Below are 21,324 nucleotides of genomic sequence, written 5' to 3'. Positions count from 1 at the left end.
TGCTGCCGCTAGAAGGCGGTTCGGTAGTGTTCACCGGACGAACCCCCCGGAGGCCGCCGTGTACGACTACATCATCGTGGGAGCCGGCAGCGCGGGCTGCGTGCTCGCCGCCAGGCTCACCGAGGACGCCTCGGTGAAGGTCCTGCTGCTGGAGGCGGGCCCGCCCGACGACGCCCCCGAGATCCACATCCCGGCCGCCGTCGCCGCGCTGATCAAGGGCCCCTACGACTGGGACTACACGACGGTCCCGCAGGAGCACGCCGAGGGACGCAGCGTCTACTGGCCGCGCGGCCGGACGCTCGGCGGCAGCTCGTCCACCAACGCGATGATCTATATCCGCGGGCACCGGTACGACTACGACACCTGGCGCGACTCCCACGGCTGCGAGGGCTGGGGGTATGAGGACCTGCTGCCCTACTTCGTCCGCGCCGAGGACCAGCAGCGCGGCGCCCTTCCGTACCACGGCGTAGGCGGCCCCCTGCGCGTGGAGGACCTGCGCTACAAGCACAAGCTGACGCAGGCGTGGGTCGCGTCGGCGAAGGCGTTCGGTTTGCCCGCCAACGCCGACTTCAACGGCGCCGACCAGGACGGTGTGGGCTTCTACCAGGTCACCCACAAGCGCGGGAAGCGCTGGTCGACCGCCGCCGGATACCTGCACCCGATCGAGGACCGGCCGAACCTCACCGTGGTCACCGACGCGCTCGCCACCCGTGTCCTGATCGAGGGCGGACGGGCCGCCGGCGTCCGCTACGAGATCCGGGGCGAGGCCGTCGAGGCCCGCGCGGAGGCCGAGGTCGTCCTGTCGGGCGGTGCCGTGAACAGCCCGCAGCTGCTCATGCTGTCCGGGATCGGGCCCGCCGACCAGCTCCGCTCGCACGGCATCGACGTGCTGGTGGACTCCCCGGTGGGCGAGGGACTCCAAGACCACCCGTTCGTGAACGTCATGTTCGCCACGCCCCGTACCAAAGCCCTCTGGGAGGTCGCCAACGCCCGCTCGTTCGCGCTGTACCAGGCCCTCGGGCGCGGCCCGTACGCGTCCAACGTCGCGGAGGCGGGCGGGTTCGTCCGGACGGTCGAGGGGCTGCCCGCACCCGATCTCCAGTACCACGTCCTGCCCACCCCGTTCATCAACCAGGGCCTCGTCGAGTCGTCCCAGCGACTCCTGTCGGTCCTGGTCACCGCCATCGCCGTCGCCAGCCGCGGCGGCCTCACCCTGCGTTCCGCCAGCCCGCACGCCAAGCCGCTGATCGACCCCGGCTACCTCGCCGACAAGGCCGACCTGGACATCCTGGTCGCCGGCGTCCGGCAGGCCCGCGAGATCGCCGCCGCCGGTCCTCTCGCATCGCTGGTCGGCGGCGAATGGGCGCCGGGCGAGCAGGTCGAGGACGACGAGGCGCTCAGCGGGTTCGTCCGGCGGGAGTGCGCGACGCTCTTCCATCCGACGAGCACCTGCGCGATGGGCGGCTCGGACGACACCGTCTGCGACACCGACCTGCGCGTGCGCGGTGTCGAGGGACTGCGCGTGGTGGACGCCTCGGTGATGCCGTCCGTCCCGCGCGGGAACACCAACGCCCCCACGATCGCCATCGCCGAACGCGCCGCGGACCTGATCCGCGGCCGCACGCCGCTGAAGCCGGCGAACGCCCGGCAATGAGAAACGCCCCCGCCGGGCGGCGGGGGCGTGTGGTGGATCGGACAGTGCGGCGGCGTCACCGCTTGAGCGCCTTGGCGAGGCGCGCCCTGCGGGCGTTCTTGGCCTCGGCGCGCAGCTGCTGTACCCGGTCCTTGACGAGGTCCCTGGAGAACTCTGGGCGGATCATGTTCTTCTCCTTGTCCCTGCCGGGCCCTCTTGGCCCGACATGTACAAGGTTCGCGCTAAGGCACCCCACCGCACATCGGGACTTAGCCTTATCCCACCGCCTCAGAACCGCCTTAGGAGCCCGCGACCGGGCAGCCCGCCTAAGCATCCGGCGGCCGCCCGCGGGTCAGCGCTTGTAGCGCCGGCCGTGGATCATGGTGATGAGGCCGAGGACGCGCGCCATCTCCTGCTCCGTCCGGGAGAAGGAGGCCAGGTTCATCGTCGCGAACCGCTGCCGGGTGATCGCCTTTGCCCGCGCGAACTCGCGCAGCCCGTCCGCGCCGTGGACGCGGCCGAAGCCCGACTCGCCGACCCCGCCGAAGGGCAGCGCCGCGACCTGCGCGAACGCGGCGAAGGCGTTGATGGACGTCATGCCCGAACGCATCCGCCGGGCGGCGTCCATCGCGCGGGCCCTGCTGCCGGAGAAGATCGTCCCGGCGAGGCCGTAGCCGGTCCGGTTGGCCTTCTCGACCGCCTCGTCCAGGTCCTTGACGCGGTGGACGGTGATCGTCGGGCCGAACGTCTCCTCGCACACGGCGGACGAGTCGTCCGGCACGTCGGTGAGCACCACCGGCTCCACGTACGGCTTGCGGACGGACTCGGCGCCGCCCACGACGGCCTTGCCGCCGCGGTCCAGGGCGTCCCTGATGTGCCGCTCGATGATGTCGAGCTGGCCCGGCATCGTGATCGGCCCGTAGGCGGCCTCGCGGTCGAAGCCGGGGCGCAGGTCGCGGGCCTTGTCGGTGAGCTTGCCGAGGAACCTGTCGTACACCTCGTCCACGACGTAGATGCGCTCGACGCCGATGCAGGTCTGCCCCGCGTTCGACATCGCGCCCCACAGCGCGGCGTCGGCGGCGGCGTCGAGGTCGGCGTCGGCGTCGACGATGCAGGCGTCCTTGCCGCCGCACTCGGCGACGATCGGGGTGAGGTTGCGCGCGCACGCGGCCATCACGAGCCGGGCGGTACGCGCCGAGCCGGTGAACGCGATCTTGTCCACGGCCGGGGACGAGGCGAGCGCCGCGCCCGTCGGGCCGAGGCCGGTGACCGTCTGCAGGACGGGATGTTCCGGGACGACAGCCGCGACCAGTTCGGCGAGCAGCACGCCGACGCCCGGGGTGAACTCGGACGGCTTGAACACCACGGCGTTGCCCGCGGCCAGCGCGTAGGCGATCGAGCCCATCGGGGTGAAGAGCGGGTAGTTCCACGGGCCGATGACCCCGACCACGCCGAGCGGCTGGTACTCCACGACGCACCGCTGGTTGACGGCCATCAGCCCCGGATAGACGGTGCGCGGGCCGAGCACCTTCCCGGCGTGGCGCGCCGCCCAGTCCAGATGGGAGATCGCCATGATCGTCTCCAGCTGGGCGTCCTGGAGCGGCTTGCCGGTCTCCTGGTGGATCAGCTCGGCCATCCGGTTGAGGTTGCGCGCGAGGGAGCCCTTGACGTTCAGCAGCCGCAGCCGGCGCTCCTTCACCCCGAGCGCGCGCCACCAGCCCGCCGCCTCGCGGGCCCGGTCGAGCGCCCCGGCCACGGCCGCGTCTTCGTGGACGGGGTGCTCGGCGACGACCTCGCCGGTGGCCGGGTTCAGGGACGCGAAGGTCTCGGCGCTCTCCGTGGCCACGGACATGGGAACCTCCCGGGAGGAGCCTGGTAAGTATGTGCTTTCACAGCTGTACTCGCTAGTAAAGCACTCTAGGTCGTCCTCACCGCGATCCCGCCCGGGGTGCTCGCCGGCGGCGCGGCTCAGCGGAAGCCGTCGGAATGGTCGGCGGCCCACTCCGCGAACGTCCGCCCGGGACGGCCGGTGATGCGCTCGACCTCGGGCGAGATCTCGGCCGGCCGGTCCAGGGATTCGGCGCGCATCCGGAGCAGCGTGTCCACCAGGCCCTCGCGCATGTAGGGCATGGTCAGCATCTCCTTCCGCGTCTCCTCGGGCGTGATCTCCTCGAACCGCGCCGGGCGGCCGGTGACCTCGCCGATGATCCGGACCATGTCCGGGTGGGTGAGCGACTCCGGCCCGCTGAGCACGGGCTTGGCGCCGACGAGGTCGTCCGCCGTCAGGGCGAGCGCGGCCACGGCCGCGATGTCGCGTTCGTGGATCGGCGTCGTGCGTGCCGCCGCGAACGGCTCCCGGACGGGCTCGCCGGCGCGGATCGCCTCGGACCAGGCCAGCGCGTTCGACGAGAACTCGCCGGGGCGCACGAACGTCCACTCAAGCCCGGAGTCCTCGATGGCGCGCTCGACCTCCAGGTGATGAGCGGCGATGTGGTTGGACGGGTCGGTGTCCAGCGCGGCGGCGGACGACAGCATCACGACCCGCGTGACCCCGGCGGACTTCGCGCGGTCGAGCACGTCGCCCAGACCGTGCCAGAACACTGCGGGGTTCAGGAAGAGGGACGTGACACCGTCCATCGGCATCTCGTCGGTGCGGGCCACCTCGACGTCGCCGGGCAGGTTCGCGGACGCGGGATCGCGGCTCAGCGCGCGAATCCGTGCGTTCGCGCACAGCAACTCGCCCACGACGTGGCGGCCGACATTTCCGGTGGCCCCGGTCACAAGGATCATCGTTCTCTCAGCTTTCGGTTCATTCCGGTACGGATGTCCCCAGCTTCAACCAAATGGATGAACATGTCAAACAGCCAGATGGATGACAGTTTCAGCCTGGCGGCTACGATGAGGAGGTGTCCGAAACCACAAAACGGCCCCGGCGCGCGCCCGGGCCGGACGAGCGCAAGATCGACGCCGAGCGTTCGCGGCGGCTGCTGCTGGACGCGGCGCTGGACGAGTTCTCCGCCAAGGGGTTCGCGGGCGCCCGCGTCCAGGACATCGCCGACCGCGCCGGCGTCAACAAACAGCTGATCAACTACTACTTCGGCGGCAAGGAGGGCCTGTACCGCGAGCTCGGCCGCCGTTGGCTGGAGCGCGAGGCCGAGTTCAACGAGCCGTCCGTCCCGCTGGACGAGCTGCTGGTCCGCTACCTGACGCACGCTCTCGCAGACCCGCGCGGAACGCGGCTGAACGCCTGGCGCGGCCTCACCGAGCAGATCGACGAGATCCCGGAGGACCTGCGCGAGGACCTGTCCGACCTGGAGCGGCGCAAGGCCGAGGGCGAACTCGCCGACGACCTCGACCCGGCCGCCGTCATGCTGCTGATGACGGCCGCCGTCGCCGCCCCCGTCGTGATGCCCCTGGCGGTCCGCCGCGTCTTCGGCCTGAGCCCGAACTCACCCGAGTTCCAGGACCGCTACGCCGACCAGCTCCGCCGGATCATCCGCCATCTCGCCGCCGCGGACCGCGCCGACGGTTAGTCCTGCCACCAGGTGAACAGCGAGTGCCCGAACTGGATGGCCAGCTCGCCGATGCCCAGAGCGTCGGTGATGTTGTAGACCCCGTCGAAGAAGGCGCGGTTGAACGGGCCGATCCACAGCAGGGCGATCAGCGCCAGGAAGACATAGCCCCCGTAGGCCGACGCCTGGTCGGCCCACCGCCGCGGCAGGTACGGCTCGATGATCCCGAAGCCGTCCAGGCCGGGGATCGGCAACAGGTTCAGGAGCGCGGCCGTGACCTGGAGGAATGCCAGGAAGGCCACACCCAGCCAGAAGACACCGTGGTCCTGGTGCACGAAGTTCTTGTAGAGGACCGCCAGCATGATCGCGAAGATCGCGTTGGACAGCGGCCCCGCCGCGGAGATCAGGCTGTGCCGCAGCCGGCCCTGGATCGAGTGGCGGTCGATCCAGACGGCGCCGCCCGGCAGGCCGATCCCGCCGAGCAGGATGAACACCACCGGGATCAGGAAGCTGAGGACCATGTCCGAGTACTTCAGCGGGTTCAGGGTGAGGTAGCCCTTGGCCGCCACGCTCCGGTCGCCCGACCGGTACGCCATGTAGGCGTGCCCGAACTCGTGCAGGGACAGCGACAGGATCCACGCGGAGATCACGAAGCCGAACAGCGCCAGCCGCGCCGGCTTCCCCGGGTCCTCCCCGTACCGCCAGGCGGCCAGGCCGAACAGGGCGGTCGCCCCCACGATCGCGAGGAACACCGGGCTGGGCCGGACCGCCGACTGCCTCCGCCGCTCGGGAACCGCCCCCATCATCATCCTTCAGGCCCCTCTCGCCCCGTCCCGCCGCCCGGTGAAGCCGGGCCCCTCGAAGCTACCGCCTCGCCCATGTGGCCCGTGTCAGTCGGCCGCGATCACCGAGACGGCGGGAACGGCCCGACGGCTATTCGAGCGTGTACTCCAGTGACCAGGAGTGGCCGCCGTCCTCGCCGACGGTGATCTGCCCGAGCCCCCGGATGCCCGTCAGCTCGCCGGTCCCGGTCGTCGGGACGATCAGCCAGCGCAGCCACTGCGTGTCGGCCGTCCCGTCCTCGCTGCCGGCGCTGTGCTGGAGCACGAACGTTCCCTCACGCCCGTGCAGGATGCCCTGGACGTGCTCGACCGCGACATAGGCGACTGGCCCCGCCGACGACTCCACGGTGAAGAGCTCCGTGGTGCTGGTCCCCACGAGATCGCCATGGAACGTCTTGCGGACGTGCGCCTGGGTCAGCTTGTTGCCGCCCTGCTCGTCATAAGGCTTCTCGGCGTCCCAGGAGTCGAGGTCGAAAGTGCCGCTGGCGTGAAGGGTCATCCCGCCATAATGCCGGACGCGACCGTATTTCACGTGCTCGAAGGCGTCATGCGAAAGCGACGGCCCAAGCCGTCACGCGAGCGCGGGACCTGAGCGGTGGGGCAAAGCCGAAGGCAAGCCCCACCGGGAAGATCGCGAAGCGATGACGCGCTCGCCCAAGCACGGTCGAGGGGCGAGCCGCCAGGCGAGCCCCTCGGGCCGGGATTGCACTAAAACAACGTGCCCTCGTGTTCGATGCCGCGGAGGGCGTCGTAGTCCAGCGTCACGCAGTGGATGCCGCGGTCGACGGCGAGGACCCGCGCCTGCGGCTTGATCTCCTGCGCCGCGAAGATCCCGCGGACCGGCGCCAGATGCGGGTCCCGGTTCAGCAGTTCCAGGTACCGGGTGAGCTGCTCCACGCCGTCGATCTCGCCGCGCCGTTTGATCTCCACCGCGACGGTGCCGCTGGCGGCGTCCCGGCACAGGATGTCGACCGGCCCGATGGCGGTGGGGTACTCGCGCCGGATCAGCGACCATCCGTCTCCGAGCGTGGTGATGTGCTCGGCGAGGAGTTCCTGTAGGTGCGCCTCCACCCCGTCCTTCTGAAGGCCGGGGTCCAGGCCCAGTTCGTGGCTGGTGTCGTGCAGGACCTCCTCGATCGTGAGGATGAGGCGCTCGCCCGACTTGCCGTGTGTGACCGTCCAGCGGGCGACGGCGCCGTTCTCCTCGAACGGCTCCTCGCGCAGGGAGCACGGCGGGTTCATCCAGTTGAGGGGCTTGTAGGCGCGATCGTCGGCATGGATGCTCACGCTTCCGTCGGCCTTGATCAGGATCAGCCTGGGGGCCATCGGCAGGTGGGCGGTGAGCTTGCCGGCGTAGTCGACGCTACAGCGGGCGATAACGAGACGCACGGTGCCCCACCTTAGTGACGCCGCCGCCGATGCGTGTCCTAAGCGCGGACACCCGCCCGATGACCTGGCCTGAGCTGGGCGGGAGCGGCTAAGGCGGTCAATCTAGGGCGTCGTCCCCATGTGGGAGGGCCCACCTTAGGACGAGGCTGTGAGGCATTGGGGAGGCATCGGGCCGGGCCGGCGGCCTGAAGACGGAGGAGAGCCGTGTTCCACAACGACATCATGCAGGCGCTTATGCAGGAACGGGTTCGTGAGCTGCGTAGGGAGGCCAGAGCAGCGAGGGACGCCGGGATCGCGCGCCGGGCCCTGCGGTTCTGGGAGGAGCAGGCCCAGCGCACCACCACACGTCTGAGCAGGCGCCGCGGGCCCCACGGTCCCCGGTACGCCGCCCAGGCTCGCTGCACCTGCCAGTCCGGGAGGGTTCAGGCGCGTTAGGGGAGGGCCGCCCTGGCTTTGGGAAGGACCTCGGCGCCCAGGCGGGTGATGTTCTCCAGGGTCGCGTGATGGGATCCGGCGGCCTCGACCAGCAGGATGAGGTGCCGGATTCCGGTGCGTTCGACGGTGGTGACGAGGGATTCGACGCAGTCGTCCGGTGAGCCGACGGGGTGCAGGTCGCACATCTGGCGGGTGTAGGCGAGAGGGTCGCGGGGTGGGCGTGGACGGTCGTCCACGGGGACATAGCCGTCCAGTCCGGGGCCGAGCCAGCGGGGCATCTCGTCCAGCAGAGTTTTGACCGCCTCCTCTCGCGTGTCGGCCACCTGGGCCACGTGGGTGGAGATGTGCGGTGTTCCGGGCAGGCCGTGGCGGGCGACGGCGGCGGCCTTCTCTTCGGCGCCGGTGTGCATGCCGAGCAGCATCGGCAGGCCGCGCTCGGCGGCGAGTGCCTCGGTGGCGGCGGACGTGCACGCGACGGCGACCGGCGGGGGGACGGGCGCCCGCGGGACGACCGGGACCTCGCGGAACCGGAACTGCTCGCCCGACCACGCCACGCGGTCGGAGCGCAGCCAGGTCAGGAGGAGGTCGAGGGACTCGGCGAAGCCGTCCTCGTAGCGGGGCAGGCCGGTGCCGAAGACCTCCAGGTCGCGCCACGGGCCACCGCGGCCGACGCCGAGGCGGAACCGCCCTTGGGACAGCAGCGACAGCAGTGCCGCCTGTTCGGCGAGCGCCACCGGATGCTGGTTAGACAGCACGCTGACGGCCGTCCCGACGTGGACGCGGTGGGTGAGCGCGAGGATGTGCCCGGCCAGGACGGTCGCGGACGGGACGACGCCGTACGACATGAAATGGTGCTCGGCCAGCCACACGTCGTCGAATCCGGACTGCTCCGCGGTGACGGCCGCCTCGACGGTGCGGGCGAGTGCGGCGGCGTCGTCCTGGTGGGGGAAACGGGCGGCGAGGAGGAAGATTCCGAAGCGCACCTTCTGGTCGTACCCGACATACGGGACGGTCGAGCATTCTGGGAGACTGCCGTTCATGACTGGTGCTTCGTTCGGCAGGGTCGGGGTCGTCGGGTTGGGGACCATGGGCGCGGGCATCGCCGAGGTGCTGGCGCGCGGTGATCTGGCGGTCGTCGGCATCGAGGTGAACGCGGACGCGCTGGAGCGGGGACGCGGGCACCTGGAGCGCTCGACCGGGCGCGCGGTGAAGCGGGGGCGGCTGACCGAGGAAGGGCAGCGGGAGATCCTCGACCGGATCACCCTGTCGGTCGACTTCACGGATCTCGGCGAGTGCGATCTGGTCATCGAGGCCGTCCCGGAGCGGCTCGACCTGAAGCGGCGCGTGTTCGCCGAGCTGGACCGGGTCTGCCGCGACGACGCCGTCCTCGCGTCCAACACCTCGTCGCTGTCGGTCACGGACATCGCGGTCACCACCGGGCGACCCACCAAGATCGTCGGGGTGCACTTCTTCAATCCCGCACCGGTGATGAAGCTCGTCGAGGTCATCCGGACGGTGCTCACCGAGCCCGAGGCGGTCGAGCGCGTCGCGGCGCTCGTCGACGGGCTCGGCAAGACGGCGGTGACGATCGGCGACCGCGCCGGGTTCGTGGCGAACCGTCTGCTGTTCGGCTACCTGAACCAGGCCGCGACCATGCTGGAGTCCGGGCATGCCACCCGCGACGACATCGACACCGCCATGAAGGCCGGCGCCGGACTGCCCATGGGGCCCTTCGCCCTGATGGATCTGATCGGTCTCGACACCTGTCTGGAGATCCTGGAGGCCGTCCACGCCGAGTCGCGCGACCGGCGGCACGCCCCCTCGCCGGCGCTGCGCGAGCGGGTGACCGCGGGACTGCTGGGACGCAAGAGCGGCCATGGCTTCTATGTCCATGACGGGCAAGGGAGTCCGGACGAGCCGGCGGAGCACGACGCCGAGACCCCTGCGCCGATCGTGGGCGTGCTGGGCACGGGCCCGCTCGCGGACGCGGTCGCCGCCCACTGCGGCCGCGCGGGCGGGCAGGTCAGGACCACCGCCGCCGAACTCGGCGACTGCGACCTCGTGATCGAGTGCGCGCAGGACGCGGAGGCCGGGCGGGCGCTGCTGGTCGCGGCGGCCGAGTCGGCGAAGGAGGGCGCCGTGCTGGCCGTGACGTCCGCCACCGTCCCCGTGATCGAGCAGGCCATGGCCACCGGACGGCCCGGCGACGTCGTCGGCCTGCATCTGCCCGAGGCGGACGGGACGCTCGCCGAGATCGCCGCTACCGTCGTGACCGCGCCCGGCGTCGCCGACAGGGCCGCCGCCCTCGCCGGACGGCTCGGCCTGACCACCGTGCGCTGCCGTGACCGCGCCGGCTTCATCGTGGACGCCCTGCGCTTTCCCTACCTGAACGACGCGGCGGCCATGCTCGGCGCCGGGTACGCGGGCGCCGACGCGATCGACGCGGCGATGACGCTCGGCTGCGGCTACCCGTCCGGCCCGATCGCCGACCTCGACCGGCTCGGCCTTGACCGGGCGGTCACCGTCCTGCGGGCCCTCTACGCCGAGACCCGCGATCCGGCCTTCGCGCCCACCCCGCTCCTTGCCGAGCACGTGACCGCCGCCCGGCCCCTTCGCTGACCGCCGTCGCCGGCTATCGAGAGGGGGGCCGTGTGCCGTGCGGAGGCGCAATATCCTGGGGCCATGAGCCCCCGCAAGAACCGCCGCGCTATGTCGGACCCCCGTCCGCGAGGCGGCGGAGGCGGCTGGGTCGAGGAGACCGAGGAGGGGCCGGACGGCGACTGGGTCGTCCGGATGATCTCCGGGGCGAACGCGGGCAAGGCGTACCGGTGCCCCGGCTGTGATCAGGAGATACCGCCCGGTGTCGCCCATGTCGTGGCGTGGCCGGCCGACGGGCGGGGCGGCGCGGACGACCGGCGGCACTGGCACCGGCCGTGCTGGCAGGCCCGGGGCCGCCGCGCGCCGCGCACGCAGCGCTCCCGGAATGCCCCGCGCTACTGACCTGTTCTCGCGGGAGCACGAGACGCGCCCCACAGGGGGCGATCATGAGAGGGAGAGCGATGGGGGAGATCAGGGCGGCGACCGTGCTGCCGGCTCGGCGCGCGGAGATCGCGTTGCACACCTCCGACGGGCTGGAGCTGGTGGGCGAGCTGGCGCTGCCGCCGGAGCGGCCGCCGGTGGCGACGCTGGTCTGCCTGCATCCGCTGCCCACGGCCGAGGGTATGATGGACAGCCACGTCCTGCGCAAGGCGGCCTACCGGCTGCCCGCGCTCGCCGATGTGGCCGTCCTGCGCTTCAACACGCGGGGCACGACCTCCGCGCGCGGCACCAGCGAGGGCGAGTTCGGCGAGGGGGAGACCGAGCGGTACGACGTGGCCGCCGCGCTGGAGTACACCGAGTACCACGATCTGCCTCGCCCGTGGCTGCTCGGGTGGTCGTTCGGCACCGAGCTGGCCCTCAAGTGGGGGCGGGACCCGCTGGTCGAGGGGGCGATCCTGCTCTCCCCGCCGCTGCACCGCGCGACCGACGCCGATCTGGACGCATGGGGGGCCGATGGGCGGCCGGTCGTGGCGCTCGTGCCCGAATTCGATGACTATCTGCGCCCTGCGGAGGCTCACGAACGATTCAAACGCATTCCGCAGGCGGAGATCATTGCCGTCGACAATGCCAAGCATTTGTGGGTGGGCGAGCCGTATGTCCGCATCGTTCTGAACGAAATCGTCCGGCGGGTGGCGCCGGACGCCTTCCCGCTCCCCACTGATTGGGACGATTCGGACGGCTAAATCGGCGCGACCGATCACGGCCACACGTGTTCACCGGACCCCGTTCGGGGTGACGATTGCGTAGCCGCCGTACCCACGGCGGCCAGCGGTGACGTCGACGTGAGGACGCAATGACCGTGCAGCTCTACGCAAGGGACGTCGGTTCCGGCACGCCGCTCGTGCTGCTGCACGCCTTTCCCCTCTCGTCCGCGATGTGGCTTGCGCAACGGGAGGCACTCGCCGACCGGTTCCGCGTGATCACCCCTGACCTGCGCGGCTTCGGCGGGTCGGTGCTCGGCGCCGAGGAGCCCTCGATCGACGCGATGGCCGACGACGTTGCGCGTCTCGTCCAGCAGCGGGGCCTCCAGCGGGCCGTCGTGGGCGGCCTGTCCATGGGCGGCTACGTCGCCATGGCGCTGTGCCGCCGCCATCCGGAACTCGTCCTCGGCGCCGTGCTCGCCGGTACCCGTGCCGGCGCCGACACCGACCCCGTGCGGGAGCGGCGGCTCCGGCAGGCCGAACGCCTCGAACGGGAAGGCACCGTCCAGGTCCTGGTGGAGGAGACCCTGCCGGCACTTGTCGGGCCGACGACGTTCCGGCAGCGCGCCCTCGTTTACGGCCGGATCCGGGGGCTCGTCCAGGCCACCCCGCCGCAGGCCGCCGCGTGGGCGCAGCGCGCCATGGCGGGCCGCGCGGAGGCGTTCGAGACCCTGCGCAACCTCCGGGTGCCCGCGCTGGTGATGGTCGGTGACGAGGACGCCCTCGCCACCGAGGACGAGGCCCGCCTCATGGCCGACGCCCTGCCGAACGCCGAACTCCTGGTCATCCCGCGCGCCGGGCATCTGTGCGCCGTCGAGCAGCCCGATCTCTTCAACCAGGCCGTGGCCGAATTCGCCACCGCGCTCGCCCGCACGACCCATTGACCAACGTCCCCGGGCAGGACGGCTAGAGCGTCTCCTGGCGGGGCATCACGACCTCGCGGATGAGCAGCGAGATCGCCGCCGCGGTGGGGATCGCCAGCAGCGCGCCGACCACGCCGAGCAGCGCCGCGCCGATGAGCGCCGCCACGATCGTCACCGCGGGCTGCACGTCGACCGTACGCTTCATGACGCGCGGATAGACGACGTAGTTCTCCACCTGCTGGTAGACGACGTAGAAGATCACGCAGACGACGCCGTCCGTGACCGTGCCGGTCAGGAAGGCCACCAGGCACACGACCACCGCCCCGATCGTGGCGCCGACCAGCGGGATCAGGTCGCTCACGGCGACGATCAGCGCCAGCGCGAGCGCGTACTTCACGCCCATGATCTCCAGGAAGATATAGGACGTGAGGCCCGCGATGAACGCGATCGTGAACTGTCCCGCGACGTAGCCGCCGATCCGGTCGAGGATCTCGTCGCCGAGCAGCGCGACCCGCGCCCGCCTGGACCGCGGTGCGAGCTGGTAGAAGAATGCCTTGATCTGGGGCAGGGAACTCAGGAAGTAGAGCGTCAGGATCAGGATCGTCACCGTCTGGAAGACGCCGTTGATCGCCACCTTTCCAATCCCCGTGGCGGTGTCGGTGAGCCCGTCCTGGAAACCCTTGCTGTTGACCGCCTTCTGGGCACGGTCCAGCAATCCGTAGCGCTTGTCCCAGTCGGCGAGGCGCTCGTTGTGCTGCAATTGCGTGACGTAGTCGGGAATGTTCTTCCTGAGTTCGGTGACCTGCTCGGACACCGGCTGCACCAGCGAGGCCACGAAGCCCGCGAAGAACGCCAGCACCCCCATGAACACGGAGCCGACCGCCAGCCCGCGCGGCAGCCCGAGCCTGCGCAGCCGCTCCACCGCCGGGTTCAGACCGACCGCGAGGAACATCGCCACCACGATCATCACGATCACGGACTTGGCGTTCGTGGCGGCCTTCACCAGCATCCAAGCGGTGATCACACCGAGCGCGCCGGTGAACCCGAAGATGAAGGGGTGCGCGCGGCCGATCGGCTCCCCGGGTCGTCCGAACGGGAACAGGTGGTCGACGCCGGCCTCGCGCTTGCGCTGCTCGATGTCGTGCGCCGGGTCGGGTGCGCCCGGCTCGGGCACCACCGGCTCGACGACGGGCGCGGGCACCGGACGCTCCACCGGCCCTCCGGTCGCGGGATCCCGCTCCCCGAACGGCTTGTCAGTCTTGTCCGGATCCAGGGCCCCGCTGGGCATCGCCGCGTCGGCGTCGGCGGACGCCGGGTCGTCAGCGGGTTCGGGCTTGTCGGCGGGCGCGGGGTCGTCAGCGAGTGGAGATCCGTTGTCCGCGGGCGGGGAAGGGAAGGGAACGGCGCCGCCGTTGTCTGGACGGTCGTCGCCGGACGGAACCGCAGGACGGTCCTCGGTGGGGGTGTCGTCGGGCACGCCGTTCTCCTCTTCCGTACTGCATCCGCTGGACACCGGCCTGGACCGAGACCGCGTTCCGTGGATGAGATGACAGAAAGCCTAGAGGCAGTCGGTGCCTCTAGGCTTTCCGGTTACGCGTTGGACGGGTCAGGCGCCGGTGAGCGCCCGGCGGGCCGTCACTCCTGCCACCAGTCCTCGTCGTCCTCGTCGGACTTCTTGCCCTGCGCCGGCTTCCCGGACGCGGCCTTGGCCGCGGCGGGCTGCTTCTGCTGGGGCTGCTGAGCCGGGGTCGGCTTGGGCTCGGCGGCCGGGATGGCCGCCTTCTCCGGAGCCGCGGCCAGCTCGGGGTCGCCACCCATCGCCGGTGCCACGCCGCCGATGAGCTGGCGCAGCTGGTTGAGGTGGCTGGTGATGCTGTCGCGCTGCCGGGTCAGCTCGTCGACCTGGCGCTGCGCGGCGGTGCGGACGCGGTCGGCCTCGGCCTTGGTCTCGGCGAGCAGCTGCTCGGCCTGCGACTTGGCCTCGGCGATGACGTTGTCGGAGTTCTTGCGGGCGTTGGCCATGAGCTGCTTGGCGTGCGAGTCGGCCTCGCGCCGCGTCTGCTCCGCCTGCTGGGTGGCCTTGGCGGCACGCTGCTCGGCGGAAGCGGCACGCTGTTCGGCCTCGGCGACGAGCTTCTGCGTGGCCGCCTGCGCCGCGGAGTGGCGCTCGGCGTCCTGCCGGTCGGCCTCCTCGCGGCGGGCGGCCAGCTGGATCTCGAACTCGGCCTCGGCCTGAGCCCGCTGAGCCTCGCTCTCCTCCAGGATGCGCTGGGCCTGGGCCCGCATCTCGTCCGCCTGGCGCTTGGCGGTCGTGAGGATCTCGTCCCGCTCGCGCTTGGTGGACGCGCGCAGCTGCGCGACCTCGCGCTCGGTGGTCGTGCGCAGCTTGGCGATCTCGCGTTCGGCGGCGGCGCGCTTCTCGGCGACCTCGTGGTCGGCGGTGGCGCGCAGCTTGGCGACCTCGCGCTCGGTCGTGGAGGTCAGCTCGTCGGCCTCGCGGCGGGCGGAGGTGCGCACCTCCTCGGCCTCGCGTTCGGCGGCGCCCCGCATGTCGTCGCCCTCGCGTTGCGCGTTGGCGCGCAGCTCGGAGGCGTCGTTCTCGGCTGTGGCGCGCTGCTCGGCGGCGTCGACCTTGGCCGCGGCCTTGATCTCGTTCGCCTCGGAGCGGGCCGCCTGGACGAGTTCGGTGGCTTGTTCCTCGGCGAGCCTCAGCAGTTGCTCGATGCGCGCGCCGAGGCCGGAGTAGGTGGGACGTTCCTGCTCCTGCAGCTGACGATGGGCGTCCGACAGCTCCCGCTGCAGGGCCTGGGTCTGCTCGCGGGTCTGCCGGACCTCGTTGTCGAGCTGTTTGATGTGCTCGTCGACCTGGTGCCGGTCGTAGCCGCGAAGCACCACGTCGAACTCGCGCGGGGGCGTGTCTTCAAAGAAGTTGCTGAGCTGGGCGTCGATGTCGGACTGCATGTGGCTCAATCCTGATGTGACGGGGCTACGGGTAGTTCCGGGGACCGGTTGATCGCCTGGCATGAACGGGCGCAGTGCCCCAGACCTCTTCCGGCGAATGAAGCGTACTCCCGACACTGCCGTGTTGGGGGCTCATCTTGACGCGCTGCGTGTTTTGTCTGGTTCGCAACCTCGCTCGCCCCGGCCTCAGGTGCCCAGGTGCGGGCACCACAAATGCACCAGATGTGTCCGAATGGTCACAGGGTGGCGGTCTGTGCCCGCCCAGTTGCTCCGGTGATATCGAACACGTCACGATCCGGTCGCGTCCGTGTGCCGCCTTCCCCGGAAGATCATGTGGTAGCGGACGGCGTGTCGGAAGCCGTCAAGGCTTCTGGACGATCTCCGTCAGCACGCCGTGGCAGTCCTTCGGGTGCAGAAAGTTGATCAAGGAGCCCATCGAGCCGTTCCGGGGCGCCTCGTACAGCACGCGTACGCCCTTGCCGGCGATGCCCGCGGCCTCGTCCGCCACGTCGCCGTCGGTGCCGAAGGCGATGTGGTGGACGCCCTCGCCGTTCTTCGCGAGCCACTTGGCGACCGCCGAGTCCTCCCGGATCGGCTCGATCAGCTGGAGATAGCTCGCGGCGCCGTCGCCGGTGTCGTTGATTTTGAGCATCGCCTCGCGGACGCCCTGCTCCTCGTTCACCTCGTAGTGCGGGTCGTCGAAGCCGTACGTCCGCTTGTAGAACGCGACGGTCGCCTCCAGGTCGTGGCAGGCGATGCCGATGTGGTCGATGCGCGTCAGCATGGGCGTTTCTCCCTCATAGTGCTCAGACGGTGCCGAATGGGAGCTCGTGTCGTCGTGCTGGGTATGGTGGCAAACGTCGCCGCAGCGCCACTCTGGAGGCCCCCGCATGACCGCCACGTCCGTGATCGTCGCCGGTGCCCGCACCCCCATCGGGCGCCTTCTCGGCTCGCTGAAGGACTTCTCCGCCGCCGACCTCGGCGCACACGTGATCAAGGCGGCGCTGGACCGGGCCGGCGTGTCCGGCGACCAGGTGCAGTACGTGATCCTCGGGCAGGTGCTCCAGGCGGGCGCGGGGCAGATCCCGTCCCGGCAGGCGGCGGTCAAGGCGGGCATCCCCATGAGCGTCCCCTCGGTCACGATCAACAAGGTGTGCCTGTCCGGGCTGGACGCGATCGCCCTGGCCGACCAGCTGATCAGGGCGGGCGAGTTCGACATCGTCGTGGCGGGCGGCATGGAGTCCATGACGCAGGCGCCGCACCTGCTGCCCAAGTCGCGCGGCGGTTACAAGTACGGGTCGGTCGAGCTCCTCGACCACATGGCGCTGGACGCGCTCACCGACGCCTTCGACGGCGTCTCCATGGGCGAGTCGACAGAGCACCACAACACCAGGCTGAGCATCACCCGCGAGGAGCAGGACGCATTCTCCGCGCGCTCCCACCAGCGCGCCGCCGAGGCCATCAAGAACGGCGTGTTCGACGAGGAGATCGCGCCGGTGGAGATCCCGCAGCGGCGCGGCGAGCCGGTCGTCTTCGCGACGGACGAGGGCGTGCGCGGCGACACCACCGCCGAGTCCCTCGCACGGCTGCGCCCCGCGTTCAGCAAGGAGGGGACGATCACCGCCGGCTCGTCCTCGCAGATCTCCGACGGCGCCGCCGCGGTCGTGGTGATGTCCAAGGCCAAGGCGCTTGAGCTCGGGCTGAGCTGGCTCGCCGAGATCGGCGCGCACGGCAACGTCGCCGGCCCGGACAACTCGCTCCAGTCCCAGCCGTCCAACGCGATCGCGCACGCCCTCGGCAAGGAGGGCCTGACCGTGGACGACCTGGACCTGATCGAGATCAACGAGGCGTTCGCGGCGGTCGGCGTCCAGTCGATACGCGATCTCGGCGTCGACCCCGAGAAGGTCAACGTCAACGGCGGCGCCATCGCCCTCGGTCACCCGGTCGGCATGTCGGGCGCCCGCATCGTCCTGCACCTGGCCTACGAGCTGCGTCGGCGCGGCGGCGGCGTCGGCGCGGCGGGCCTGTGCGGCGGCGGCGGACAGGGCGACGCATTGGTGATCCGCGTCCCGGCTCGGTAGCTCGCCTGGCGGCTCGCCACCGACCGGGCCGTGGCGAGCGCTGCATCGCGCTCGCGTGCGGGCTGGGGCTCCGCTCACGGGTCGGCGGCTCAGCGGGGTGTGTGTCACTGCGGCGCGGTCTGCCGGACGGTCACCGTCGTGAAGCCCAGGGCCTTGAGCATGTTCTCCAGCATGAGCTTGGTGTTGGCGTTCGCGCGCTGCCGCAGCCCGCTCTCGTTCGCGGCGGCCTGGATCTTCTGGCTCGCCAGGATGTAGAGCTGCTGCTGGTCGTTCGGGTTGCCGCTGAAGAAGTCACCGAAACGGTTGAACAGGCCGCGTTCGGTGGAGAACACGTAACTGCGCTTCGAGTCGAGGTTCGTCGGCTCCAGTTGGGCCTCCGGCAGGGTGATGGTCGCGGACGTCCGGTCCGGGTTCACCTTGATGGCGCCGGAGGCCACCTTGGAGAAGTCCACATAGGCGTCGACGGACCCGTTGCCGATGAAGAGCGTCCGCTTGCCGCGTACGGCGTCCGGCAGGAACTTGGCGTCCTTCTCCAGGTCCACGATGACCTGGAAGTTGCCGCTGGCCGCCTCGTACCGGTGCAGGTCGCGGATCGACTGGAGCAGGGCGGGGCCGCTGCGGTCCTTGGTCTCCTCGCCGAACGGGTTCATCCAGTGGGGCAGCTTGCCCAGGGTGAGCTGGGCAAGCAGCACGAGCGCGATGGTCGCCACGACCAGCAGCAGGGGCGCGCGGAGCCCACGCCAGGGAAGGCGTCGCGGGGCCGCCGTCCTCTCGGGCGCGGGTTCGCGGGGGGTGTCTTTACTCGAATCCGAGCGGGCCATATACGGGACATTCCCGGACGGGCGCCCTCCTACCGCACCCCATCGTGCTGATGTGAGCAGAGCCATAAACCTCACCGAAACCTCAGGCGCCCCACGCGCGTTGAGGGTGCGTGGACATCGTTCGTGCCTTCCGGATCGTCTCCATCGCCGAGGCGGTCTCGTTCCTGGTGCTGCTGTTGATCGCCATGCCGCTGAAGTACATGGCGGACGCACCGGTGGCGGTGCAGATCATGGGTCCTACGCATGGGGTCCTGTTCATCGCCTACACCGGGATGGTCTTCTTCGTCCGGGAACAGCTCCGCTGGGACATCAAGCGGACCGTGCTCGCCCTGGCCGCCGGGGTCCTCCCCGTAGCGCCGTTCTTCGTGGAGCACCACTGGGCCAAGCCCGCCCCAGCCGGCGAAGCCCCCGCCCAAGCCTGAGCTCGTATTTATCTGGGGGGCGACCCCAGACCCCGGGCTGCGCGGGCTGGTGGTTCCTTACTCGCTGGGGCTAGCTGCGCGTGCCTGTCCGTATTTGGGGAGCAGGACTGGAAGGTTGCGCCATGCGTGGAAGTCCTGCGGGCCCAGCGCGCATGCCCGGTAGTAGGCGAAATGCAGCCGTAGCCACTCGCGGCGGCGGTTCTCGCTCCAGGATGCGAACTGGCGCGCCGCACGTGTGTCGGGGATGGCGGGGGCCTCGTCGCCGACGAGCCACGCGTCCACCAGAGCCCTGTAGCCGTCCGAGCCGGGACGGCGAGGAGCCGCGCATGCCCCGGCGTCCATCAGACCGTCACGGATCTGTCTGACGGCGCGTACCTCGTATCCGCGGGCGAGGTCCTCGTCGAGGTGGATGGTGGCGACGCCGTCCGCGACCGTCGCGGGCGTCCAGGACGGGCGCTGCACCACGCGGGTGAACGCGCCGGGTGTCCCGTCCAGCCGCGCGGCGAGCGGTGTCGCCGCGGCCATCAGCGGGGGCAGGGCGCCGCGCAGCGCCGGGTGGACGCAGACGGTGAGCGGCCACTCGCGGCACACCGGTTGAGCCGCCACGGGCGCGACCGCCCCGTCCACCGACCCGTGCAGGTGCAGCGTCGCGGCTATGGCGGCGGCCAGCGCCAGGGCCAGTGGCAGGACGAGGACCAGCCGCCGTGTGGCCCACAGCACGTACCCCAGGATCAGCGCGCCCGTCACCCCCACCGTCCAGACGGCCTGGTCGACGAGCACCGCCGGCCGCAAGGTCGTGAACAGGTGGAGACGATGGAACGCCGCCGGGGGCAGCAGGCTCAGCCACGACACCCCGGGCACGCGCAGAGTCGCCCACAGGAAGGTGACGACGAGGACCACGACCGCCGTGGCCCGGTGCGGGGCGACCCGTCCGGACAGGTATCCCGCCACGATGTGCAGGACGAGCGCGCCCGCGCCTACGAGCATGCCCAGCGGATGGGGGTGGCCCGCCTCCTGCTGGAGCAGTGTCACCACGACCACCACCACGGTCACCGCGACGTAGGAGGCCAGTGCGGCGGTCGACAGCAGGAACAGGTCGAACAGCACACCGGTCGCGGGAGAGCGGGTCGTGAGCTCGCGTAGGTAGTCCAGAGGACGCTCGCGTACCGCCGTCCACGCCGCCAGGCCGGCGGCCGCGGGGGCCAGGAGGCGCACCGCGTTCAGCAGCGTGACGACGGAGTTGTCCCAGTACGCGACCGAGACGACCAGCGAGGGCACCGCCGCCGCGACCCCGACCCCGGTGAGCACCGGCACCGCGACCAGCAGGGCCGCGCGGCGGGCGTCCAGCCGGAGCACCCGCCCCAGCTCAGACACCGGCGCCGCTCCGCGCGGGCTCCCGCAGCCTGGTCATCTGCGGGAACCCCAGCCGGGCCGGCCGCCACCGACCGCGGTCGGCGGAGCGGAGCAGGACCGGGGACCCTGGCTCGTCCGCCGGATGCCGTGCGACGGCGGGAGACCGTGATGCGGGGACGTCGGCCCGATGGCCGAGCGACCAGCGGTCCGCGGTGGCGCGTTCCCGGCGGGCGGCCGAGCGGGTGGGCAGCTCGGCCAGCTTGCCGCGGGAGAGGGTGAGGAGGCGATCGCACCAACCGGTGAGCAACCCGGACGCGTCGGCGGTGACGATGACCGTGGGCGCGAGGGAGCGGAGCACGGGGACCAGTTCCGACATTGCCGATTCGTGCAGGGGCCCGGCCCCCTCGTGGCCGGTGGTGCCGCGGGACCAGGACCCGGCGCTCCGCAGGTCGACGAACGGGTCGTCCAGCAGGACGACGGCGGGCCGGTGGACGCAGGCGGCCGCTATCCCGGCGCGCAGCCGGACGTCGGGCGGCAGCAGGGAGAGTTCGGTGCCGGCGGCCTCGGTGAGGTCAAGCCGTCTCACCATGTCGCGCGCCGCGGACGCGCTCCTGCGTTTGTAATAGGCCGCATAGGCGACGAACTCGCCCGCGGTCATGTTCTCCGCGAGGGCGAGATCGCCCGGCAGGTATCCGATGCGGGCCCGCGCGGCGCGCAGATCAGCGGTGTTCGTAAGGTCATGTCCGAGAATGTGCAGCGCGCCGGCATTCGGCCGGCGCAAGGTCGCGAACGTGGCCAGCAGAGTGGATTTACCGACACCAGGTGGACCGGCAAGGCCGACCACGCCTTCGGCCACGCCGAAGGTCACCGGGCGCAGGAGCCACCGCCCCCTGCGGCGGACACCCATCCCTCGGGCCACGATCGCGGAATGCTCCGCGATCACTTCTTTCCCCCCGTTGCTCGTCGTGCGATCGCGGCCACCGGTGGGTTTCCCCCGCCACGCGGTGCCGGGCGGCCCGGCACCGGGCTCGTTTTGCCGTGCCGCGATGCATCGACATCGTGACTATAACCGGGCTTGGTGATCGCTGTCAGCAATCTTTTTGCCTTTACGGCGGCGCATCTGGATTCTTTGCCAACGGCGTCCGACGTGAAAATTCGAAAAGCCGGACAATTTACGCGAGGACGGAATCGGCGTGACGTCTCGGGCGCCGT

The 21,324-nt window shown here is 70.9% G+C and carries 20 protein-coding genes; 8 read left to right on the top strand and 12 right to left on the bottom strand.

Going from position 1 to position 21,324, the window contains the following annotated elements; translation table 11 throughout:
• Window positions 1–58 precede the first annotated feature (58 nt).
• A complete protein-coding gene (locus AMA02S_RS06375) occupies window positions 59–1,654 on the top strand; it encodes a GMC family oxidoreductase (protein WP_067453037.1) in 1,596 nt (531 codons plus the stop codon).
• Window positions 1,655–1,985: 331 nt separating this feature from the next.
• On the opposite strand, the gene AMA02S_RS06370 is transcribed toward AMA02S_RS06375, so the two are convergent.
• Window positions 1,986–3,485 (bottom strand): aldehyde dehydrogenase family protein, encoded by a 1,500-nt coding sequence (locus AMA02S_RS06370; protein WP_067453034.1) that lies wholly within the window; start codon window positions 3,483–3,485, stop codon window positions 1,986–1,988.
• A 116-nt stretch (window positions 3,486–3,601) separates the two neighbouring features.
• On the bottom strand, window positions 3,602–4,423 hold the full coding sequence (locus AMA02S_RS06365; RefSeq protein WP_067453030.1) for an SDR family oxidoreductase: 822 nt from the start codon (window positions 4,421–4,423) through the stop codon (window positions 3,602–3,604).
• Window positions 4,424–4,539: 116 nt separating this feature from the next.
• Here AMA02S_RS06365 and AMA02S_RS06360 point away from each other — a divergent pair, with 116 nt between their 5' ends.
• Complete coding sequence (locus AMA02S_RS06360; RefSeq protein WP_067453028.1) at window positions 4,540–5,166, top strand: TetR family transcriptional regulator; 627 nt, start codon at window positions 4,540–4,542, stop codon at window positions 5,164–5,166.
• Here the strand turns inward: AMA02S_RS06360 and AMA02S_RS06355 are convergent.
• The 4 genes from AMA02S_RS06355 to AMA02S_RS06335 form a co-directional block, all read right to left on the bottom strand.
• Window positions 5,163–5,954, bottom strand: a complete 792-nt coding sequence (locus AMA02S_RS06355) for a site-2 protease family protein (RefSeq protein WP_067453026.1) — start codon at window positions 5,952–5,954, stop codon at window positions 5,163–5,165. The genes AMA02S_RS06360 and AMA02S_RS06355 overlap by 4 nt on opposite strands.
• A gap of 124 nt (window positions 5,955–6,078) precedes the next feature.
• On the bottom strand, window positions 6,079–6,486 hold the full coding sequence (locus AMA02S_RS06350; protein WP_067453024.1) for a DUF3224 domain-containing protein: 408 nt from the start codon (window positions 6,484–6,486) through the stop codon (window positions 6,079–6,081).
• Window positions 6,487–6,695: 209 nt separating this feature from the next.
• On the bottom strand, window positions 6,696–7,376 hold the full coding sequence (nucS, locus tag AMA02S_RS06345) for an endonuclease NucS (RefSeq protein ID WP_067453021.1): 681 nt from the start codon (window positions 7,374–7,376) through the stop codon (window positions 6,696–6,698).
• A 431-nt stretch (window positions 7,377–7,807) separates the two neighbouring features.
• Window positions 7,808–8,851 (bottom strand): LLM class flavin-dependent oxidoreductase, encoded by a 1,044-nt coding sequence (locus AMA02S_RS06335; protein WP_439951581.1) that lies wholly within the window; start codon window positions 8,849–8,851, stop codon window positions 7,808–7,810.
• Between AMA02S_RS06335 and AMA02S_RS06330 the strand changes: the two genes are divergently transcribed.
• The 4 genes from AMA02S_RS06330 to AMA02S_RS06315 all read left to right on the top strand — a co-directional run bounded on the left by AMA02S_RS06330 (window position 8,850) and on the right by AMA02S_RS06315 (window position 12,495).
• The gene (locus AMA02S_RS06330) at window positions 8,850–10,430 is read left to right on the top strand and encodes a 3-hydroxyacyl-CoA dehydrogenase family protein (RefSeq protein ID WP_067453015.1); all 1,581 of its coding nucleotides are present in this window, start codon (window positions 8,850–8,852) and stop codon (window positions 10,428–10,430) included. The genes AMA02S_RS06335 and AMA02S_RS06330 overlap by 2 nt on opposite strands.
• Window positions 10,431–10,493: 63 nt before the next feature.
• Window positions 10,494–10,811, top strand: coding sequence for an Rv1322 family protein (locus AMA02S_RS06325; RefSeq protein ID WP_084264717.1), 318 nt, complete (start codon window positions 10,494–10,496; stop codon window positions 10,809–10,811).
• 59 nt (window positions 10,812–10,870) lie between these two features.
• On the top strand, window positions 10,871–11,593 hold the full coding sequence (locus AMA02S_RS06320; RefSeq protein WP_067453010.1) for an alpha/beta hydrolase: 723 nt from the start codon (window positions 10,871–10,873) through the stop codon (window positions 11,591–11,593).
• Window positions 11,594–11,703: 110 nt separating this feature from the next.
• Entirely contained in the window at window positions 11,704–12,495 is a 792-nt protein-coding gene (locus AMA02S_RS06315; protein WP_067453007.1) for an alpha/beta fold hydrolase, read from the top strand.
• A gap of 22 nt (window positions 12,496–12,517) precedes the next feature.
• Here AMA02S_RS06315 and AMA02S_RS06310 read toward each other — a convergent pair whose 3' ends face one another.
• The 3 genes from AMA02S_RS06310 to mce form a co-directional block, all read right to left on the bottom strand.
• Complete coding sequence (locus AMA02S_RS06310; protein WP_067453004.1) at window positions 12,518–13,951, bottom strand: AI-2E family transporter; 1,434 nt, start codon at window positions 13,949–13,951, stop codon at window positions 12,518–12,520.
• A gap of 158 nt (window positions 13,952–14,109) precedes the next feature.
• Window positions 14,110–15,435 (bottom strand): DivIVA domain-containing protein, encoded by a 1,326-nt coding sequence (locus AMA02S_RS06305; protein WP_067453001.1) that lies wholly within the window; start codon window positions 15,433–15,435, stop codon window positions 14,110–14,112.
• Between the two features lie 361 nt (window positions 15,436–15,796).
• Window positions 15,797–16,219 (bottom strand): methylmalonyl-CoA epimerase, encoded by a 423-nt coding sequence (gene mce / locus AMA02S_RS06300; RefSeq protein ID WP_067452997.1) that lies wholly within the window; start codon window positions 16,217–16,219, stop codon window positions 15,797–15,799.
• Between the two features lie 106 nt (window positions 16,220–16,325).
• Between mce and AMA02S_RS06295 the strand changes: the two genes are divergently transcribed.
• Window positions 16,326–17,516, top strand: coding sequence for an acetyl-CoA C-acetyltransferase (locus tag AMA02S_RS06295; RefSeq protein ID WP_067452994.1), 1,191 nt, complete (start codon window positions 16,326–16,328; stop codon window positions 17,514–17,516).
• 104 nt (window positions 17,517–17,620) lie between these two features.
• Here the strand turns inward: AMA02S_RS06295 and AMA02S_RS06290 are convergent, their stop codons facing one another.
• Window positions 17,621–18,337, bottom strand: a complete 717-nt coding sequence (locus AMA02S_RS06290; RefSeq protein ID WP_067452991.1) for a DUF4230 domain-containing protein — start codon at window positions 18,335–18,337, stop codon at window positions 17,621–17,623.
• Between the two features lie 110 nt (window positions 18,338–18,447).
• On the opposite strand from AMA02S_RS06290, the gene AMA02S_RS06285 reads away from it, so the two are divergent.
• On the top strand, window positions 18,448–18,759 hold the full coding sequence (locus tag AMA02S_RS06285; RefSeq protein WP_067452988.1) for a DUF3817 domain-containing protein: 312 nt from the start codon (window positions 18,448–18,450) through the stop codon (window positions 18,757–18,759).
• Window positions 18,760–18,816: 57 nt separating this feature from the next.
• On the opposite strand, the gene AMA02S_RS06280 is transcribed toward AMA02S_RS06285, so the two are convergent.
• Together AMA02S_RS06280 and AMA02S_RS06275 are read right to left on the bottom strand one after the other, a co-directional pair.
• Window positions 18,817–20,133, bottom strand: a complete 1,317-nt coding sequence (locus AMA02S_RS06280) for a hypothetical protein (protein ID WP_067452986.1) — start codon at window positions 20,131–20,133, stop codon at window positions 18,817–18,819.
• Window positions 20,126–21,055 carry an ATP-binding cassette domain-containing protein gene (locus AMA02S_RS06275; protein WP_067452983.1) on the bottom strand — a complete coding sequence of 310 codons (930 nt, stop codon included), beginning with the start codon at window positions 21,053–21,055 and terminating at the stop codon, window positions 20,126–20,128. Before AMA02S_RS06275 ends, AMA02S_RS06280 begins: the two co-directional genes overlap by 8 nt.
• Between the last annotated feature and the right edge of the window lie 269 nt (window positions 21,056–21,324).

It is taken from the genome of Actinomadura macra NBRC 14102, from assembly GCF_001552215.1.
Taxonomy (GTDB): Bacteria; Actinomycetota; Actinomycetes; order Streptosporangiales; family Streptosporangiaceae; genus Spirillospora; species Spirillospora macra.
The sequence above is the reverse complement of the archived record's forward strand: the minus strand, read 5'-3'. Positions and strand labels throughout refer to the sequence as shown.

What these genes read in the sequence shown, in the direction of transcription:
- AMA02S_RS06370 (WP_067453034.1), bottom strand. Translation starts at nt 3,485, where the DNA reads ATGTCCGTGGCCACGGAGAGCGCCGAGACCTTCGCGTCCCTGAACCCG.
- AMA02S_RS06365 (WP_067453030.1), bottom strand. Translation starts at nt 4,423, where the DNA reads ATGATCCTTGTGACCGGGGCCACCGGAAATGTCGGCCGCCACGTCGTG.
- AMA02S_RS06355 (WP_067453026.1), bottom strand. Translation starts at nt 5,954, where the DNA reads ATGATGATGGGGGCGGTTCCCGAGCGGCGGAGGCAGTCGGCGGTCCGG.
- AMA02S_RS06350 (WP_067453024.1), bottom strand. Translation starts at nt 6,486, where the DNA reads ATGACCCTTCACGCCAGCGGCACTTTCGACCTCGACTCCTGGGACGCC.
- AMA02S_RS06330 (WP_067453015.1), top strand. Translation starts at nt 8,850, where the DNA reads ATGACTGGTGCTTCGTTCGGCAGGGTCGGGGTCGTCGGGTTGGGGACC.
- AMA02S_RS06335 (WP_439951581.1), bottom strand. Translation starts at nt 8,851, where the DNA reads ATGAACGGCAGTCTCCCAGAATGCTCGACCGTCCCGTATGTCGGGTAC.
- AMA02S_RS06325 (WP_084264717.1), top strand. Translation starts at nt 10,494, where the DNA reads ATGAGCCCCCGCAAGAACCGCCGCGCTATGTCGGACCCCCGTCCGCGA.
- AMA02S_RS06320 (WP_067453010.1), top strand. Translation starts at nt 10,871, where the DNA reads ATGGGGGAGATCAGGGCGGCGACCGTGCTGCCGGCTCGGCGCGCGGAG.
- AMA02S_RS06315 (WP_067453007.1), top strand. Translation starts at nt 11,704, where the DNA reads ATGACCGTGCAGCTCTACGCAAGGGACGTCGGTTCCGGCACGCCGCTC.
- AMA02S_RS06305 (WP_067453001.1), bottom strand. Translation starts at nt 15,435, where the DNA reads ATGCAGTCCGACATCGACGCCCAGCTCAGCAACTTCTTTGAAGACACG.
- mce (WP_067452997.1), bottom strand. Translation starts at nt 16,219, where the DNA reads ATGCTGACGCGCATCGACCACATCGGCATCGCCTGCCACGACCTGGAG.
- AMA02S_RS06295 (WP_067452994.1), top strand. Translation starts at nt 16,326, where the DNA reads ATGACCGCCACGTCCGTGATCGTCGCCGGTGCCCGCACCCCCATCGGG.
- AMA02S_RS06290 (WP_067452991.1), bottom strand. Translation starts at nt 18,337, where the DNA reads ATGGCCCGCTCGGATTCGAGTAAAGACACCCCCCGCGAACCCGCGCCC.